General features: G+C 44.9%; 4 protein-coding genes. 1 reads left to right on the top strand and 3 read right to left on the bottom strand.

What is annotated here, in order from left to right; translation table 11 throughout:
• Window positions 1-181: 181 nt before the first annotated feature.
• The 3 genes from ACFFGT_RS13050 to ACFFGT_RS13040 are packed head-to-tail and all read right to left on the bottom strand — an operon-like array spanning window position 182 to window position 15430.
• Window positions 182-12541, bottom strand: a complete 12360-nt coding sequence (locus tag ACFFGT_RS13050; protein ID WP_377022980.1) for a Hint domain-containing homing endonuclease — start codon at window positions 12539-12541, stop codon at window positions 182-184.
• 9 nt (window positions 12542-12550) lie between these two features.
• Window positions 12551-13960: a hypothetical protein gene (locus ACFFGT_RS13045; RefSeq protein ID WP_377022979.1), complete on the bottom strand. Its 1410-nt coding sequence runs from the start codon at window positions 13958-13960 to the stop codon at window positions 12551-12553.
• A gap of 15 nt (window positions 13961-13975) precedes the next feature.
• Window positions 13976-15430, bottom strand: a complete 1455-nt coding sequence (locus ACFFGT_RS13040) for a ComEC/Rec2 family competence protein (RefSeq protein WP_377022978.1) — start codon at window positions 15428-15430, stop codon at window positions 13976-13978.
• 1406 nt (window positions 15431-16836) lie between these two features.
• Here ACFFGT_RS13040 and ACFFGT_RS13035 point away from each other — a divergent pair.
• Window positions 16837-18795 (top strand): caspase family protein, encoded by a 1959-nt coding sequence (locus tag ACFFGT_RS13035; protein ID WP_377022977.1) that lies wholly within the window; start codon window positions 16837-16839, stop codon window positions 18793-18795.
• Window positions 18796-18852 lie beyond the last annotated feature (57 nt).

Genomic DNA, 18852 nt, shown 5'->3' with positions numbered 1-18852 from the left:
AGCATTCTACAACACTTTGACCATTATTACGATCCACGATTCAATGACATTCTGAAAAGTGATTTGCCTTTTCTCAGCGTTCTCTAAATACCAAAACCACTGCGGCACATTTACAAAAATAGTTGGACAGTATCCCGGATACAGACTACCTGCCCGTTACGCGATAAACTATATTTTAATGTTACCTGGCTTTCTGATTATATAAAACTATTATTTGATCGGCAGAAATAGCTGTTTCACAAACATATAATTCATCAAATGAAGCATTCGGGGCAAACCGGTCAACATCCATAACCAATGACCTGCCTATCCGGAAATCATTGCCGTTAATAATATTAGTAATCCCGCCGCCCACGGCGTCGGAATTAAGCGCCCCGTCGATATATAATTGTAAATGTGTCCCCTGCCTAACTGCAGCTATGTGATGCCACTGCCCGTTATTCAGGTTTTGCGCCTGGCTTTGCACATAGATGTAATTCCCCCCGTTTTCATCTACTTCGATGGTGACAACCCCTTCAGGCAGGGTTTCGTGCACGCCCGTCATCCTTATACAAAAGAACACGCCATCAGAAGAATCGGTACGATTGCCCGCAAGATCGAAAAGCCTTATTGTTTCAGTTGTTTTGAACCATAGCGCCACAGTGAAATCATTGGTCCCGAACTGCCCCAAAGACGTTCCAAATGAAACATAGGAGCCATTGGAGCCGTCAATATGCAACGCGCCCGGACCTACACATCCCGGGGTTTCGCGCGTTACTGAAGGGGTAAGATTCCCATTAATAGTGCCCGGTGTGTCAAAGGCAATTAAACCCGATGTTTCGTCAAAACCCCAGTAATGCAACCGATGTATGTTAAGCTCATCCCAGGTCATAACGACGGTTTGATTTGCCTGCCCCCAGAAAGTAACAGATTTAGCAATTTCATCAATTGTAATCTTATAGAGATACCGGGAGCCCGGTTTTTCCCATTGGGCAACTACATTTCCATTACTGTCATAGCCTGCAATCCCAAATGAATTGCGATTGTCAATATAACTAAACGCCCAAAATGTATAGCCAAGCCAGTTTACAACAGGGCAGTTATTAATCGTATTAAGAGAGTCTGGGCCCGCCGTACATTCATATTTCATACCTTGGGGAATTGCCGGTACGTTGGCATACGCCATTGTCAGTACTATTGGTTTCATATTGCTTTGAGGATTAATATTTATTGATAATTCGCCATAGATGCTGTCGGCCGTGCCCGGAGCCCCAAGCGTCTTTACCTGTATGACGTACGCACCGGGAGCGCCTGAAAAACTGCTCATCGGGATATTAACGGACGTGGCATTTGCTGCGGCATTGGCGCTTGCCGCTACGACTGCCTTTGTTTGCTGATCGACTATCCTGACGGCGTACCCATTATTGCCTGTTACGGTGCCCCAGCTTATAGTAAACGCGGTAGTTCCATAACTGAGGACTATGTCCTGCGGCGATGCCAGCTGGCTTGGAGCATTAACCCATTCCGGGTTAGACAGTGCAAAATTGTTATTATTTATCAAGTCAGCGGTAGACGCCTGGCCGTCTGTTAATGGCCAGTATGCGCCGAGTCCCTTCGTCTTCAATAAAGGTATTTCATCCTTTGTCAATGGAGCGAGGCGGCTGCTTATATCACTGCTTATATCACTCTGTAAATACACAAGCCGCCAGATTCTGACTTCGCGAATCATCCCTGCAAAAAAAGTATTTCCTTCTTTGCCCAAAAAGTAATGTCTAAATCCGGGTATAGAAGCATAGAAAGGATAAAAACTTCCCGCCTTATTTCCGTTAACGTATAAAAATACTTGTCCCTGGTATGAATGAGTCACCGCGAGGTTTACCCATTGCCCTGTAGGTATTTCATCAGAAGATGTGACAGTAGTCAGCTGGGGATTGGATGGTACTCCGGAATTCCATGTATAAGTTGTCATTGCAAATTTAAATTTGCCATTTTCTATACTCAAACAAAGAGAGTAGCCATCTTTTAGCAAGGTGCTGTCTGTGATGTAACTCGTAAGTATGGGATTATAACCTGGTGCATTAGGATTTATATATACCATCGCTTCTATAGCAAATCCATCATTCATCAGATTGTAAAGGGTATACGGGTTAGCAGAATCGGTGTAATCCACACCCGGACTTTTATAATTGGGGTCATTGTAGAGAACCTCCCCAAAGGTATTGCCCTGGAATTGCAGATATTGTTGATCGTAAAAGTCAAGACTTAAATGAGCAAATGCGCTGTCAAGGACGCCCCGGGTTCCGATTGTTTTTACCTGTGCAATGAAAGTACCGCCACCACCTGGAAGATGAGAATCCGAAATATCAATTTTGGTGCTATCTGCAGGGGTACTGACAGGATCGGCTACCGGTAGTTTGGTTTGATTATCAATGATCTGAATATTATAACCATTGTTGGCGGTCACGGCATTCCAGGTGATTGTAAATAAGCCGGCGATATTATCATAAACAAAACTGGTTATCTGCGGCGGTGCCATCTGGCTTATACTTTGGGCGGATTGGCCGAATGCGCTGTCGGCTGCCCCGGCTGCCCCCTGTGCTTTTACTTCTGCAATGTATGGCCCCGTGCCGGGAGTAAAGCTACTTAACGGAATATTGATGGTTATTGCATCAACTGCAGCGCTTGCGACGGCTGCCATAACGGCTTTTGTCAGCTGATCCACGATCCGGATAGCATAACCATTGTTACCGCTTACATTACCCCATGCTACGGTAAAACCAGCAGATGCATCATAGCTGAAAGTAACGTCATGCGGAGTAGCAAGCACGTTTACGCTTTGCGCAGATTCCCCAAAAGTGCTGTCAAGCGTACCGGATGCCCCGATTGCTTTCACCTCTGCAATGTACGGGCCTGCGCCGGGGGTAAAACTGCTCAGCGGGATGTTGAGGGTAACGATGTTAACCGCCACATTTGCGGTGGCTGCAATAACGGCTTTTGTCAGCTGATCCACGATCCGGATAGTATAACCGTTGTTGCCTGTTACGGCACTCCATCCAACGGTAAAACCAGCAGATTCATCATAGCTGAAAGTAACGCCCTGTGGAGTGGCAAGCGCGTTTACGCTTTGCGTAGATTCCCCAAACGCGCTGTCAAGCGTACCGGATACCCCGATTGCTTTCACCTCTGCAATGTACGGGCCTGCGCCGGGGATAAAACTGCTTAGCGGGATGTTGAGGGTAATGATATCAACCGCCACATTTGTGGTGGCTGCTATAACGGCTTTTGTCAGCTGATCCACGATCCGGATAGCATAACCGTTGTTGCCTGTTACGGCACTCCATCCAACGGTAAAACCGGTAGCGGCATCAGTATAACTAAAGGTAATATCCTGCGGGGCAGAAAGTCTGGAGATACTTTGTGCCGTTACCGCATAGTCACTCGGCAGATGGGAAGCATCCCCTTTTAAACGTATTTGTGCAGTATAAGCCCCGGTATCGTAAGCGGATGCGTCAAATGATACATTTGTTGCGTTACTTTCAGCTGACTGAAACAACTGGCCGTCTTTTAAAAGGTTGATTTGATAACCCAAGCCGGCATCCAGGGCATCCCAGGTAATATTTATCTGATCGCCGCCGGCGCCTATCTGCGGATTGGTTGGCGCCGCAGGTTTTACTATAGCTGCCTGCGACAGGCCATAAATGCCCGGTATATAATAGTTGTTTGTTGCGTCGACAATCGCAGTTTGAACTTTTGCGGAATATGTCCCTGCCGGCAATGTCCCGGCATCATAACTTAGTGTCGACTGACTGGCAGGTTGTGTTTGATTTACGGCATTATCAAGTAAAAGTATGACGATGTACGTTGTTTGCGAACCAACGGCAGACCATGTAATGTTTAGTTTTTCATCAGATGACGAATAACCAAGGGCTATATTTCCTGGTGCATCCGGTTTAGTAACGGCATAGCTATTCCATGCAGATGAAAAGCTGCCGCTATCTGATCTTAATTGCGCGGTATAACTACCTGAAGGCAAACTCTCGTCACTCAAATCTACAGTTACTGATTTTTGGTTTGAATATGGTATTGATGTCATTGTACCAAGCAAACTCTGATCTGGCTTAAGAAACTGAAAATCATATTTATCTGCATAAGCCGCCGAATCCCATGTTATTGAAAGGATCCCATTAGCGAAGGTTACAGTGTCAAAATCAGGCGGTGCCGGGTTGTTGGCCGTGCCGCCGCCTTTATTGTGCACAAGGTACCCATCAGCGTAATAGGTATTATTCCCCTCGAGTATGAAATTGTAAAGCTGTGTTTCCGGGTCTGCTTCCACATTTTGGATGTTGTCAAGCCGTTGCCGGACACCATTGGCCATAATTAACAGGTCACCGACTGCAAGTTGCTTTACCGGCAGATCTGGATTTTCCCGTGCTGTTGCTTTAGGGTTCAGCGATTTCCAGCCATCTGCCGTCAGGAATGGATGTTCTTCGGTAACGAAAAACGGTCCCCCGTTGAAGGAATACAGCAACCGGTCGCCTAAGGATGGCGAATCGTAGTCAAGAACTTTATTTAAAATCCCTTCTTCGCCAATCAGCAAATCCCCTATGCGTATATTCTGAATCGGTTTTTTTGATTGGTCATGCATCAGCACAAAAGTGTCTGCTACAAAACAAGAGCTGCCGCCGCCTTTATTGTGCACAAGGTGCCCATCAGCGTAATAGGTATTATTTCCCTCGAGTATGAAATTGTAAAGCTGTGTTTCCGGGTCGGCTTTCAGAATTTGGATGTTGTTAAGCGGTTTGCGTCTGCCATCGGCCAGTATTAATACGTCACCAATAATAAGCTGCTTTATCGGCAGATCCGGATTTTCCCGTGCGGTTGCTGCAGGGTTTAGCGATTTCCAGCCATCTTCAGTCAAAAACGGGTGCTCTTCAGTCACAAAAAACGGTCCGTCATTAAATGAGTACAGCAGCCTGTTGCCCAGCAAAGGCGAATCGTAGTCAAGAACTTTATTTAAAACACCTTCTTCGCCAATCAGCGAATCCCCGACAAGTATGTCTTGTATGGGTTTTTCCGATCCGTCACCCATCAGCACAAGGGTGTTTGCTACAAAACAAGAGCCACCGCCTTTATTGTGTACGAGGTGCCCATCAGCATAATAGGTGTTATTTCCTTCGAGTATGAAATTGTAAAGCTGTGTTTCCGGGTCTGCTTCCACATTTTGGATGTTGTCAAGCCGTTGCGGGACACCGTTGGCCATGATTAACAGGTCACCGACTGCAAGCTGCTTTACCGGCAGATCGGGATTTTCCATTGCTGTTGCTGCAGGGTTCAGCGATTTCCAGCCGTCTGCCGTCAGAAACGGGTGTTCTTCGGTAACAAAAAACGGTCCGTCATTAAATGAGTACAGCAGCCTGTTGCCCAGCAAAGGCGAATCGTAGTCAAGTACCTTATTTAAAACACCTTCTTCGCCAATCAGCGAATCGCCGACAAGTATGTCCTGTATGGGTTTTTCCGATCCGTCATCCATCAGCACAAGGGTGTTTGCTACAAAACAAGAACTGCCTTTATTGTGTGCGAGATGGCCGTCAGCGTAATAGGTGTTATTCCCTTCGAGTATGAAATTGTAAAGCTGTGTTTCCGGGTCGGCAGTCTGAAATTGGATATTGTTAAGCGGTTTGCGTCTGCCATCGGCCAGTATTAATACGTCACCAATAATAAGCTGCTTTACCAGCAGATCCGGATTTTCCCGCGCTGTTGCTGCAGGGTTTAGCGATTTCCAGCCATCTTCAGTCAAAAACGGGTGCTCTTCAGTCACAAAAAACGGTCCGTCATTAAAAGAGTACAGTAGCCTGTTGCCCAGTAAAGGCGAATCGTAGTCAAGAACTTTGTTTAAAACACCTTCTTTGCCGATCAGCGAATCGCCGACAAGTATGTCTTGTATGGGTTTTTCTGATCCGTCACCCATCAGCACAAGTGTACCTGCCACAAAACAGGAGTCTCCGCCTTTATTATGAACAAGGAAGCCGTCAGCGTAATAAGTGTTATCGCCTTCAAGTATAAAGTTGTAAAGCTGCGTTTCAGGATTGGCCTCCAGTGATTCTATGCTCTCAACAACAATTTCTTCACCTCCCGCCAGGATGAGCATATCACCTGTGCCGAGAGCGCCTACTGTTAAGTTTTCATTTTCTTTTAGGGTAGCGGCCGGGTTGATTGATTTCCACCCTTCCCTTGTCATAAAAGGATGTTCTTCGGTTACAAAATGGCGCCCCTTGTTAATAGCGTAAAGCTTCCTGTTTCCCAGTTTTGGTGAATCTAAACTTACAACTTTGTTATGGACGGCACCTGCCCCCAGTAAGACGTCGCCCACGATAATGTCTTCGATGTTCTTAGTGTTTCCGTCAGCCATCAGCACTTTAGTCCCGGCCGTAAAACACGAGCTTAGAATACTCAGGATTGCAGTGGCCGCGGCGGCAATGGCGGCCGCTCCGCCCGCTACTATGCCGCCTGCGGTAGCTAACGCATCCAGCCCGGCTGCCACGGCGGCGTCTATCACGGCATCGGCTAAGCCGTTACAAATTATATCGGCTGCGTACCCGGCTGCGTTTTCGCCTGCTACAATCACCAGGAATTTTGCTATTGCCTCGGGGTTAGCTAATAAAGCATTCACAAATGACGTGGCCGCGCCCGCTAATGCAGAAAATATCTCGCCGGGCAGATCATCCAGTGATAAAGAATTTGGAAGCGGAATTTGTATTGCATTCGGGAAATTAGCCGTTAGAAACGCATTCCCAAGTACGGAAAGCTGGTAAGTACCGCTTATGGAAAGATAAAACCCGCCGGATTGTGTTAAAAAGGACGGATTAATAGTGAACTTTGTTGTGTAGGCATTAGCCACAACAAAATTGGCAAGTTTTGAACAAAGGCCGCCGCTTTGGGCAGCGCTCGCTATAGCTTGCAATGTTTTTACAAAATCAATGGCCTCGCGTGCGAAATCAAAGGAAGGCCAGCCGGTAATATTAAAACCGTTTGATGCGCTATAGGTAAATCCAAGGCTCAGCACACCAAAGGGATCAAATGATACGGCTGATGCCAGTGTACCTGTAAGCAGGAGGTCACCGGCATTGTTTTTTGTGATACTCAAATCGGCCGTGCCAAAAGGTTTTTTGAAAAAATTAAACCCCGCAGCAAATCCCATGGCTGGGCCCGGGCTGGTAGTTGTATCCAGTTTAAAAACCGGAGCCCCGGTATAATTTCCGTTTGCGTTAGTAGTGGTCCCGGCTATTTCTAAAACGTACAGTTCAATGGGCCCGCTTAAAAGACTCCCTGTTGCAATTACGCCTTTATATGTTTTAGGACTATTGCCGCCCGCAGAGCCGTCTTCTATGGCCCGCAGTGTGAACGCAATATCTATGTCGATAATGATGGTCAGTTTAATAGCGGCATCAATATTAAACCCGTTCCGGTAAGTATAATCGCCATCTGTTAAAAACGTATGCGATGTATCCGAAGTCGCATCGTAATAATAAATTCTGCTTCCGGTTAAAAAGGTAATATTGATTAAGCCTGTTGGCCAGGACGCACCGCTGCCGGTAATGCATTGTGTAAAAAAGTCTGCTACCGAAAAATTACTTATAAGCTGGATAGTGGCAAGCACCGGCATGCTTTGTAACAGGGCAAGTTTTGCCGAACAGGCCAGGCGATTGTCAGGGGAGCCCTGCGCTGGGGCCGGCCCTATCAAAACTGTCCCGCCCACGGTAAATGATGAAGTAGTTTCCGTTGCCGGAACAGCAGGATTTGCACCCTGGGCCGGGATTGCGTCGTGCCCGAATGTATAGTTAACTTGTGCGTAAAGAGATCCTATGGTTATGCCCGGAACACCAAAGGGGTTGACGATCTGGTTGTTGGGACTGCCCGTAACTAAAGCTATTGTCGCGTCGAGTAAAGTGTTATTTACCGCAAGGTTACCGTCAAAAGAATAGTCGGTGCCAAACACGGTTATAACCAGGCGTGCGGCCAGCTGAAATTGATTATTGTTGCCGGGCGAATAAGTTAGATGAATACCGGTATAAGCGTCCTGGTGCGTAAACTTTAAGGTATTAAACAAAACAATATCAGGCAGGTCGGCTATGAATATGGTTTGGGTCGGGTTTGTATTGTTAATAAACCCGTAAATTATTATTTGCGCCGTACCATCTGCGCCGATCTGAACTAATTTATTAAATAAGCCGCTTGTGGTAATATTCAAATCGCCATAAAACATCATTCCCGAGGTCATTGAAATGGCCGGAATATTTGACACGGGAAGGATGGATGGTATGCCGGCGGGCTTGTCAGGGAAAGCATCTATCGCGCTTATGTCCTGGGCAAGGGTGGTGGTTGAGCCGGTATAAGAAACTACAAAAAGCCCGGCGCTGTTTACTTTTAAGTAATCATCGATGGCAGACAGCGCGGAGAATATATTGGCAAACTTAAAATCGGAGCCCAGGTTAAGGCCCAGGGCGTAGCCCCAGTTTTGCTCATCAATTTTTTTAGCGATGATAGCGATGCCGCCCAGGCCGATTGCGGCGCCGTACAAATAAAAGATTTTTTGAGACAGGTTTACATGTATATAAGCGCTTGAGAATGAAGGTGCAGTATACCCTGAAGGGATCACCGTATTCCACTTCTTGCCCTGGGTATCTGTAGTTACCAGTGTATTTACAGTGTTTTCTATCGATATATTGGCAACCTGGCCGGGTGTGACGGAGGCCGTCAGTATAGTATCCTGCGAGGGGATATTGCTGGCAGTAAAGTTCAAAACGGCCTGCATCCCGGCAAGGGTAAGTGTGCCCCCGGCTTTTAAATTGTAAGGATGGCTGCCGGTACTGTCGGCAGTGGCAATTTCGATGGCCAAATTTATGGCCAGGATGTTAAGTGTCGTAAAACCAAAATTAAATGACCAGTCGAAGGTGGATGTAGCTGCAAAATTGAAATTTCCCTTTGTATAATTTAAGGTAACCGAAGCCGTTTCAAGGATCATGCTGCGCGGAAACCCATAATCATAAGGCATGGTGAATGTAAGCGACATACTTGAAAAAGCTCCTGCAAAATCAATGGTCGCCGGCCGGTCAAGTGTGCCCGAAAATATAAAATCGGCTGTGGGGCTGGCTTTATCCGCCGCTACAAGTATCCCCACCGGTCCTATGTTCAGTAACACTTCGGCATGTAAAGTAAGGCCCGGGGTAGCCAGTGGTGTATCTATCGTAGCATCAACGCGTAAATTATCAGCCGAAATAAATCCCTGTAAGATGCTCCATGTTTCCTGGTTAATAACTACAAAGCTTATCTGGTTTAAGGTGAGGTTTGTTAAATCAAACTGCATCCCGGCGTCTATAATATCTAAACCATTACTAAATGGTATCATAGAAACAGGAATGTATTGACTTACCGTTGCGGGTAGCATCCAGTTGGCCAGGCTTGAAAGCCCGGGCACATGTATCACAGTTACCGTGGTCATATCCAGCAGCCAGGGATCGTCCTTTGATGTCCGGCTGCTTTGGACAGACACCGTTGTTCCGGCGATAGTAAGTTCGCCGCCTATGTAGCCCACCGCATAAACGCCACCGGGATCATTCACTATAGTAATGCCGGTTTCGATGTTGCTTATTACAAGGCCCTGGTTTTCAATAAGTGTCCAGTTTTGGCTGGCATCGGTACCCATCTGGAAAAAAACAGTTTTTATGGGCGAGGCGACAGTTGGATCGAACGCGATTTCGAATGCAAAAACATGGATATTCCCGATGTTCCTGATGCCCTGGGGCAGCAGGTTGCTTAAACTGCTTGCCCCAACCAGGCCGAGGATATCCCCCAGGCCGGGAATATCAAATCCATCGCCGGCTAAACGTATCACCCAGCCCTGGTCTGATACCGGGAACGGCAGGTTAATATTAAAAGTAACTGCACTTTCGTTACTGCCAAGCGAAATATTGCCGTTCAATACGCCCGATACGTCCCAGCCCTGGTTGCCTTTAACCAGGTTCATCGCCAAAGTCCAGCCCGTAACCGACAGTATGTCACTGGCGATGACCCAGGGAGAAGTTTGACTTAAAGTGAAACTGACGGAGGTTACTGAAGGGGTAAAAGGTGTATCCGATCCTGAATCATTTACAGGGGGCATAATTGCCGCAGTAAATATGATCTGGTCGACAGAAAATGAAGTCAGCGTCTGGAAAAAAACCGGTAATGAGCTGAGTATTGATGTATCTGTTGTACCGGCAAAACGAGCAATATTATTTAGGGTAGCAGCGCCTGCAGCTGTGGGCTCAATAGTTATAACCCAGTTATCCTGCATCGGGATGAACAGGGAAATATTCACCGGCAGCCCCCCGAAGGTATAGGTTCCCGATATCGTAGCCGAATACGCAGAGGATATGGTTTGATCGGCTAATTGCGTATAATTGGCCGAAATGGAAAAAACCAGGTTCCTGATAGAAACCAGGGAGGGGATCAGATCAAATGCCTGGCCCGAATCTAAGGAAAGTGAAAGGGCGGCAGAAGTGGCCTCTGCACCGGTAGGGTCAAATTCAAATTCTATAGCGGTAACCGACAAGCCTGCTAAACTGTTTAATGCAGCTGGCATATAAGCATCGAACGAAGTATATGTTACAGGCGCAATGGCATCCGTGAGCGAATCAATTGAAGCGCCGGCGCTTCCGGTCATGCGCAGCGACAACTTATTATTAAGTTTGGTAGGGATATCAAGATTGCAGGCAAGTGTTCGTTCGTATAAGGCAACCGATCCTTTGAAAACGGCCGTATCGCTGTTTAACGCGCCAGCGGCTGCCTGGCTGATAATTGACACCTGGCCACCGGTAAATGTAAGCGCCTGAAGGCCAATGAATGTTGCAGTTAAGTCGGAAACAGTGTTTTTGCCGTTAAAGTTAACACTAACACCATTGGCATCCTGTGTAATATAACCGCCTATTTGAACACGCGCATCTGTGGGATCAGGAACAGATGACAGTGTTTGTGTGTACAGCATTGTACCCAGGTAATTGAGGCCTGTTTGCAAGGGATAAAATACAGTTGCATCGGTATAAGCGTTGGTGCTTAAAATAATGGTATTGCCTTCCAGGTAAAGATAATCAGGAGCGGCAAACTTCAATGTTGGGAAAGTATCGGAGAATTTCCAGGTATTGGGCAAGCCTAACCGCAGAACCAGCGTTAAATTAAGGTCATTTGAAACCTGGAAAAGGGCATTGACCGTTGACAATGTTGTTCCCAGTGTGGTGGTGCCGGCAAGGGTCAATGAAAGCCCGTCAGCGGAAAGAGCAACTGTCCCCGTTAATGTTGTTGTAAGATCGTTGATGGAGAAGGCACTTTTAATAATGCTCAATACGCCGGCAGGGTTCCCGGTGCCCGCAGGGAATGTTGTATCATTAAAAATAACCGATGAGGCACCGGGTTTGTTGTTATTAAGCCGCTGTTGAAGATCGAAAAGTATCTGGCGGGCCGAATTTAGGGTAAATGGAACCGGGTCGCTCCAGTCGCCGAATGAATTCCCGGCCCGGCCCCTGAGCCGGCCGTTGTAGGCAACATCAATTACCAAACCGTCGGCCTCGGTAAGCACTATGGGTGTCGACGTTATATTTTCCTTACTAACTACAGTGACCGTTGGATCAGCTTCTGTTTGAATATGCAGATCATAGCTGTTGGCGCCGGTTAACAGTGCCCACGAAAATGTTGCACCGGCAGCAAGCTGCTGGATAGAAAGCACCGCTTTCCCAATATCTACCGTTGTAACGGAAACCGGGTCGCTTCCGGGACCGACCGCCATCACCACCACGGTATAAGTTTTGCCTGCGAGAGGCGCCCAGCTACCACCGCCAATGGTTACGGGAGGGCTGAAACTATTAGCCTGCAAGGAACCGCTGTAAACGTTAGTGCCGGTTTCGTCAGTAACTGTGATGTTGTATTGCCAGGCATTTGCAACCGGCAGCCAGCTTGCATAAAGTTTTTGGCCCTGGTAATAAATACTTGCCGTTGTACTAAGATCATTTACAATAACATAGGCCAGGGAAACAGCAGAAAGGGAGACGGTTGCAAATGTTTCATTGATAATATCGGCCCTGATCAGTATTTGTGTAACATTTTGCAAAACGGCTTGGATCTCCGCGGCCGAAGCAGCGGTATTGGCAGGTAAAGCCAGCCAGCCGGCGCTTTCATTGAGAATAGCCATCAGGGGGTAAGCATTTGCAGCAGTCGGGGCCGGCACTTGCATTGCAAGGCCTATACTGTTACCTCCGCCTTCGATAACTATAAGCGGTGAGGTTTTAAATGTTACGGGGTGAATATTATAGCCAAGGGTAAAACCGAAGTTGCATCCGTAGGATTTTGACTGATCGCCCAGGTAGGTTGCAGGGGCCAGGAAAGAATAATCCAGTTCTTCTGCGGCAGGCGTATAACTGATCATTCCCGCCGACCATACCGGTTGACGCGGGTTTGCCGCACCGGGGTTTGTTACCACCGTCCAGCCATTGGCGCTGCTGGCAAAATCGTCTTTTATAATTCCCTGGCTCATGTTTATTGATTAAAAATTAGAAAATTCGGTGTTGTTTTCGTAAAAAGATGTCATTCTCGCTTCGAGCGGATAATAGGGCGTAAACCATTGCAACTGGTTAGGCGGCCCCGTTACCTGGGAACGTAATGCACTAAAATAGTTGCTTAGTTCGGGCATGGACGATTCGTCATTGAGCCACTTGTTATAGTTGGTCAGGTCACCGTCGTTTAAAGGCGCCGGCTGACTAATTTCAATGGGGCCAAAACTTAATGTATCTTTATTAAAGCCTCTCCTTACCTTCCATTCCACACCGCCAAAGCATGTAAAATAGTTTTGAAGGCTCCCGTTTTGTTGCCGGTTGCTTCCTTTTTGGACACAATAAATTTTATATTTCGTGCCCACAAAGTGGGCGGAACCGCTTAAAATCGTTTTGACCCTGTTTTTATCGTTAGTGTCGTAACTTCGTAAAAAGTACCCCGGCCTGGAAGGATAGTCTGTATTGGAATAGCCTACTTTATTAGCAAAGTCGATAAAGCGTTCAAAAATGTCGCTGACGCGATAAAAGCGAAGGCTTTGTAAACTATTAATATCAATTGAATAAATTCTTTTTGTGGTTGTTGATGAATCGGCGTCTACATCTACGTAAAAAACCGGGTAATAACCCTCAGCATCATCAACGGTTATCAATAGTGAGTTGCCAAACATTTGCACCATGATGATTTTGTTGAGATCAATTTCGAGGACTGCCGCTGCTTTTGCCAATGCCCGGCCGGATTGTAAATCATCATTTGATACTTCGCAGATAGCAAAAGAAATAGAGCTGTTTTTAATAGCATTAATTAAGTTATTCATTTCATCCGACGCCGGGCCATCAATATCTATCCCGATAGGAGAGATAATAGAAGCGCAGAGCGGCGTACCGTCCTGGCTGGCGGGAGGAACATTTGCAATAAAACCACAGCTGCCCCCGGAGGTAAAAGCGGCTGATGAATCTCCTGAATTATAAGGGAAATACGGGTCATTTATTTGCTTTTGCCTTAGTAAATCCGGTGATACCATATCTACTGCCGAGGTTGAAAATCCGCGCCTCCAGGATGTAGGCTCCTGAAAGTTGCTGTAGCTATCTTTATAGGCAATATCGGGTGAAAAAACAGATGGTAATATTGGAAGCGTGTCAAATACAGTTTCACTCGTCATTACTAAACCATAATTATTATTAAGCTCCGAGCCCCATCGTGCGTTGCCAATATCAAAATACAGCCTTACCTGTGCCGGGCTGGTGCGTGTGTCAAAACCTATTGAGAAGGCTGCCCCATTATCTCCGGTTATTAGGGTGCTCAAATTTTTCAAGCCCAAAAACAGGGGATCAGTTTGCCCCTGGTATACCCCCATCACTCCACTGAAATTTCCTGTTGAGTCTGTTCCTATAGTCAGTGCCATACTATGTTTATGTTATTAATGTAAATTACACGTATGAATAAAAGGCCCCAGTGGGTATGGGGATGTTCCCGCTGTACCATATTTGGGACGCAACGGCTTTGATATTATGGAAGAGTCTGTCATATCACCGGTGCCGTAAACCTGGATCCTGATCCCATTGGTGCTTGAAGTGTAATTAACCACGTCAATGGGTCGCACAATGATATCCCCTAATATTTTCCCCTTAGGGAACGTTCTTTTATATGGCTTGGGGCTTTTTGTTGTTCCGTAATTGTCATTGTCCTGTGCCATTTCGTTTACATAGTACCCGTCGATCGTATTGTCCACCGTATTTGCAGCCGAATCCTTTTTGCCGGGCGTTTGCCACTTAGGGCTGTAATTGTTGCTGTTATCGGCGCGGTTAAAACATTGCTGGGTAGGATGGCAATGAAATTGCATCCGCACCCCTGACGAACAAACTGATAACGTGGGCTTTAAAACCTCTAACAGGAAAACGTCATTTGACGAACCAGAACCGTGGTGGTTTGCGAAAAAGCAGCAGGTATGGCCTGCGGAAGTATTTCCTCTTTTGGGATCAGCCTTATAAATTTGAGGTAATACGGCAGTGACCCCTGTTTCAATATCAGGATAGTTCGAGTAAAACGCTTTCGTCCGGGTATCCTTATTATTTGCCCAATTGCCGCCACTCTCATCTCCTGTCCCCCCTATGTCCCCTCCCAAAAAATACCTGAAATCGCCATACTCCAAAATCATCACCGTGGAGCGGGCGTTCTGATCAGGGCTATCAGTCGTTTTAATGATCTGTTTTTCTGTATTAGTACCATTAAGCGATACCGTTCCATTATTAGCAATACAGCGCAGCATGATCTCGGTATTATCTGAATCCTTACCAAGCGGTATAACTTCATGAATTTTTATTACCCGTCTTTTTGTAAGGTTTTTGCCGGCTAAATACTTAACCGAGTCAACGTAATTTGCATAGGATGGATTATCATCCCACTCTTTCAAATCTCCGCAATCATAAGCTGTTACCGGAGGGAAGTTCAATGTTTGATCACTATAGTTTTTTTTTATGGCATAATCTGAAAAAAAAACTTCCCTGAACCCATTTACATGATCACTGTGAAAGTGAGTGGCTAAGGTGGTAAACTTATTCTTGTTATCTGCCGCCTTCACGCCACTGGTAACAAGGTAGCTGTTTACATCTATCCCATAAACGCTTTCACCGGCATCAATTAACAGCGCAGCCCGAATCGTGTTATCAAGTTGGATTACCGGGCCCGAACGGCTATTATTATTTAGGCTGACGGCATAAGGCAGGTAATCTTCCACCGCCGACGGTTTACTCAGGGATGAATTTTTTTGTATTGCCGCGTCAATATTGCTGCCAAGCTGGGCAATATTCCTGTTGATGATCAGTGTACTATCGCCCTGCCCCACATTAATGTGATGTATTTCAAGTTGTGCCATTTTGTTTTTCAGAGTTTAGGAGGTTTTTATTATATAATCAGTATCGCAATCAACCTATTCACACCGAAATAGGTGCAATAGCTTAAATATCCCTTAATAGTAATAGTGATTATTTTTTGGGCTTGGCGGTCGCTTTTTTTAAACCATAGCAATTGCCAATAAATAATAATTTATGGATAATTATAGATGCCAAAAAAGTTTTCGTCCTATATGCCTGGTCAAAGAAAACGTGCTTTTGTCAGAACAAGCAGTATGCTTTAGATACCAATTTTTTATGTCTTTATTCCCGGTTCAAAAGAGATAGACATTTGTAATAATTGGGTTAAGTGTCTCATCAAAACTAAATTAAATACAACGCATAAGCAAGGATTTTAATAAGAAATATTTCAAATATGATAAATTAAATATTTCGTTGAGTTGGCCCGCGAGATACTTATAATGGTCATTATGCAGCAACCCGGATTCAGGAAAAAAATATTGATGCTATATGTAAAATGTGATCGGTAACGCGGAGGGAGCTTTTGATGTTCAATCTGTAGGTCTTTGGTTCTAATCCAAATGGGATTACTGAAAATCCTCAAACTGATCATATGGTTTTTTTATTTTTGCTGTGCGGAATTTGTGCGATTTGTTTCGTTTTTAATTTCTAATTGTCTTTTCAAAGCTTCTAACTCTTCATACTCTTTTGTAAACATCTTTCTGGCCGGCTCTTGCCGCCTGAGCCGATGGTTGTTAGGATCTTTTATTTCGATTTGTTCTATATCTTTTGCTTTTCGTCAGAGTCATTTCTTACAGGCAAAAGAACAGGGTTTTATAACGCGAAAACACTGGGAAAAGGGTGGCGGGTTATTTGAAGAAACTCTTAGTAAGTATAAGTATCGAAATTAGGCTAATGCTTATTTTAAGACATGTATTTTGCAGTACGGCACCTATTTACTGATGAAAGTCTTATAATCCTTTGCAACCCACAAAATGAAATCATAATTGAAAGTAATCTTCATCTACTTTGGGGAGCAAGTTGTTTTACTTTACGATTATACCGGGGAAATTCGCTTGGGTTTTCCCGTTGTTAGGAATCGGTTTTAGTTCGCATTCCCGTCAAGTAAGATAAAATAACTCAAATTTGGGTAATAATATTATCCACCGATAGCTTTAATTTACCAAGGAGAAATATTATAAAATAATAGTTATTTAATTATGTTTATTTCATAACTTACTTTAATTCAGTGTGATTTGATTTTTTTTTAATTATTTATTATATTCGAAATAGTTTTACGAGGCTATCATTATAAAATCACTGTACCCGTTTTTTATGGAAGCTCTGTTTGATTTTAAGCAATGTTTGTTTAGAGTTAAACTAACAACAGGAATCGAAAATCGGATACCCTAAACCAAGCAATAAAAAAATGAAGAAATTTAAAGTTCACCTGATTCCAGTGTTGTTTTTTTTCTTGTCTGTCTACTGCGGCGGCACGTCCAATAAAAAAACTACCGTGTCCAAAGACACCTTCGATACCACGTCAGCAAATAACGCTTCAACGGCTCCGGTAAGTCTGTCAGGTAAAAGGGCCTTGCTCATTGGCATCAATGATTATCCTTACGTCAGACCTACGCTGATGGGCTGCGTCAATGATGTAATGATGATGCGATCTTTGCTGATGAGAAAGTTTTCTTTCCCGGCCGAACAAATAACCATATTGCCAAACGAAAAAGCCACACGTAAAGCCATCCTTAATGCCTTTCATGATCTTATCGCCAATACCAGAAGCAAGGACACAGTAGTGATATTTTATAGTGGACACGGCTCTCAGATCTCAAACCCGACAGAGACGGATGGGCTCAGTGAAACCATTATCCCGTATGATTACAGGGATTCGCAATTCGGCGCTCTACCTATAACGGATAAACAAATAGGCAATATGTTAGGCGAGCTGTCGTTAAAAACCCCGAACATTACAATTATTCTGGATTGTTGCCATTCTGGCGGAGCTACCAGAGACTTGTTAACTGGAACCGAAAAAGAAATACCGAAAGACTCCCGTAAAGCACCGGGCGAAGATGATTTTCTACCTTTGACGGGTAGATCGCTAACGAGCAGTAAACTTAATAACCCGGCCGCGAAATATGTATTGCTGTCAGGCTGCAGATCTGATCAGAAATCTTACGAAACGAAATCAGCTGATGGCGTTTACGGCGGAATGCTAACTGTCTCTTTAGTAAATAGATTATCTGTAACCAATGAAAGCCTGACCTGGCCGCGTGTTGTAGAAGATTTACAACGGTATATCCGACAGTTTTATAACCAGTCTCCTGAATTGGCAGGTGTCAACAAGAATTCTTATGTATTCGGCTCAACCTATAACGCTGATGAAGCCTACTTTATAATACAGCCGTCGGATAATAAATTTGCCCTGGTTGATGGTGGAAGCGCACAAGACATTACTGTTGGTTCCATATACAAAGTTTATCCTCCTGGCACACTACATTTTGATAAGGGAAGCATCGGTACCATACAAATCACTAAAACTTCAAACTTCAGTTCGGAGGCAAAAATTATCGAAGGTAAAATCACCGCCGCGAATTGCCGCGCAGTTGAATACAAATATGTAGCCAGGAAAGACGAAAAGCTATTTATCAGCTTTCTCGGAAACTGGAATGACACCCGTATTGACGTTATTAAAGAGAAAATTCTCGCGCTGAACGGTGTCACTGAAGATAATAAGTATCCTAATCTTATCTATTATAGAAAAGGTAACGAAATAATTGTTTACAGCGGTCGCGACACATTACATGCGTTACAAAAGATCCCTCTGGGGCAATCCAGAAACGGTGAAGGGACGATATCGTCTGTTATGCGATGGAACAAATGGTTCAGAGTGGCCAATATGAGGAACCTGGCGACTAAACTGAAAGCAAGCCTGCTTTTCGACGTCACACGCGATATAAGCCTGGATACTGAAGATATTAATTTCAAGTCGGGCCGGGAAATATCTTTTAGCATAAAAAATAATTCGAATTTACCGGTTTATGTTTATGTCCTGATTCTTGGAGATACCAACAATATAGATGTGTATACACTTGACGCATTTAAAACTCCCGGACAATCAATTAGTGAAGCCATTCCCGCCGGAGGCTCCGTTTCATGCGCTATGACCCCCAGCGTACGCTCCGGTCAATCATTTTCACGCGATGTTATGAAGATAATTATTACTACAGTCGCTACAGATTTTAAATCCTTGGAACAGAAGAATGTAGAACCTTCCGAAAGAGACGGCCTTACAAGAGAGATCACGCCTGCCAACAAACCATTTGAAAATCTGGATGACTGGTTCACTATTGAGAAAGTAATTTTTATCAAACTATAATTAACCAAATCAAAAAACCATAATCTTTTATCATGCGCAAATTAATTTATTTAGTCA

The sequence above is a fragment of the Mucilaginibacter angelicae genome (genome assembly GCF_042434235.1).
GTDB classification, from domain to species: domain Bacteria; phylum Bacteroidota; class Bacteroidia; order Sphingobacteriales; family Sphingobacteriaceae; genus Mucilaginibacter; species Mucilaginibacter angelicae.
The sequence above is the reverse complement of the archived record's forward strand: the minus strand, read 5'-3'. Positions and strand labels throughout refer to the sequence as shown.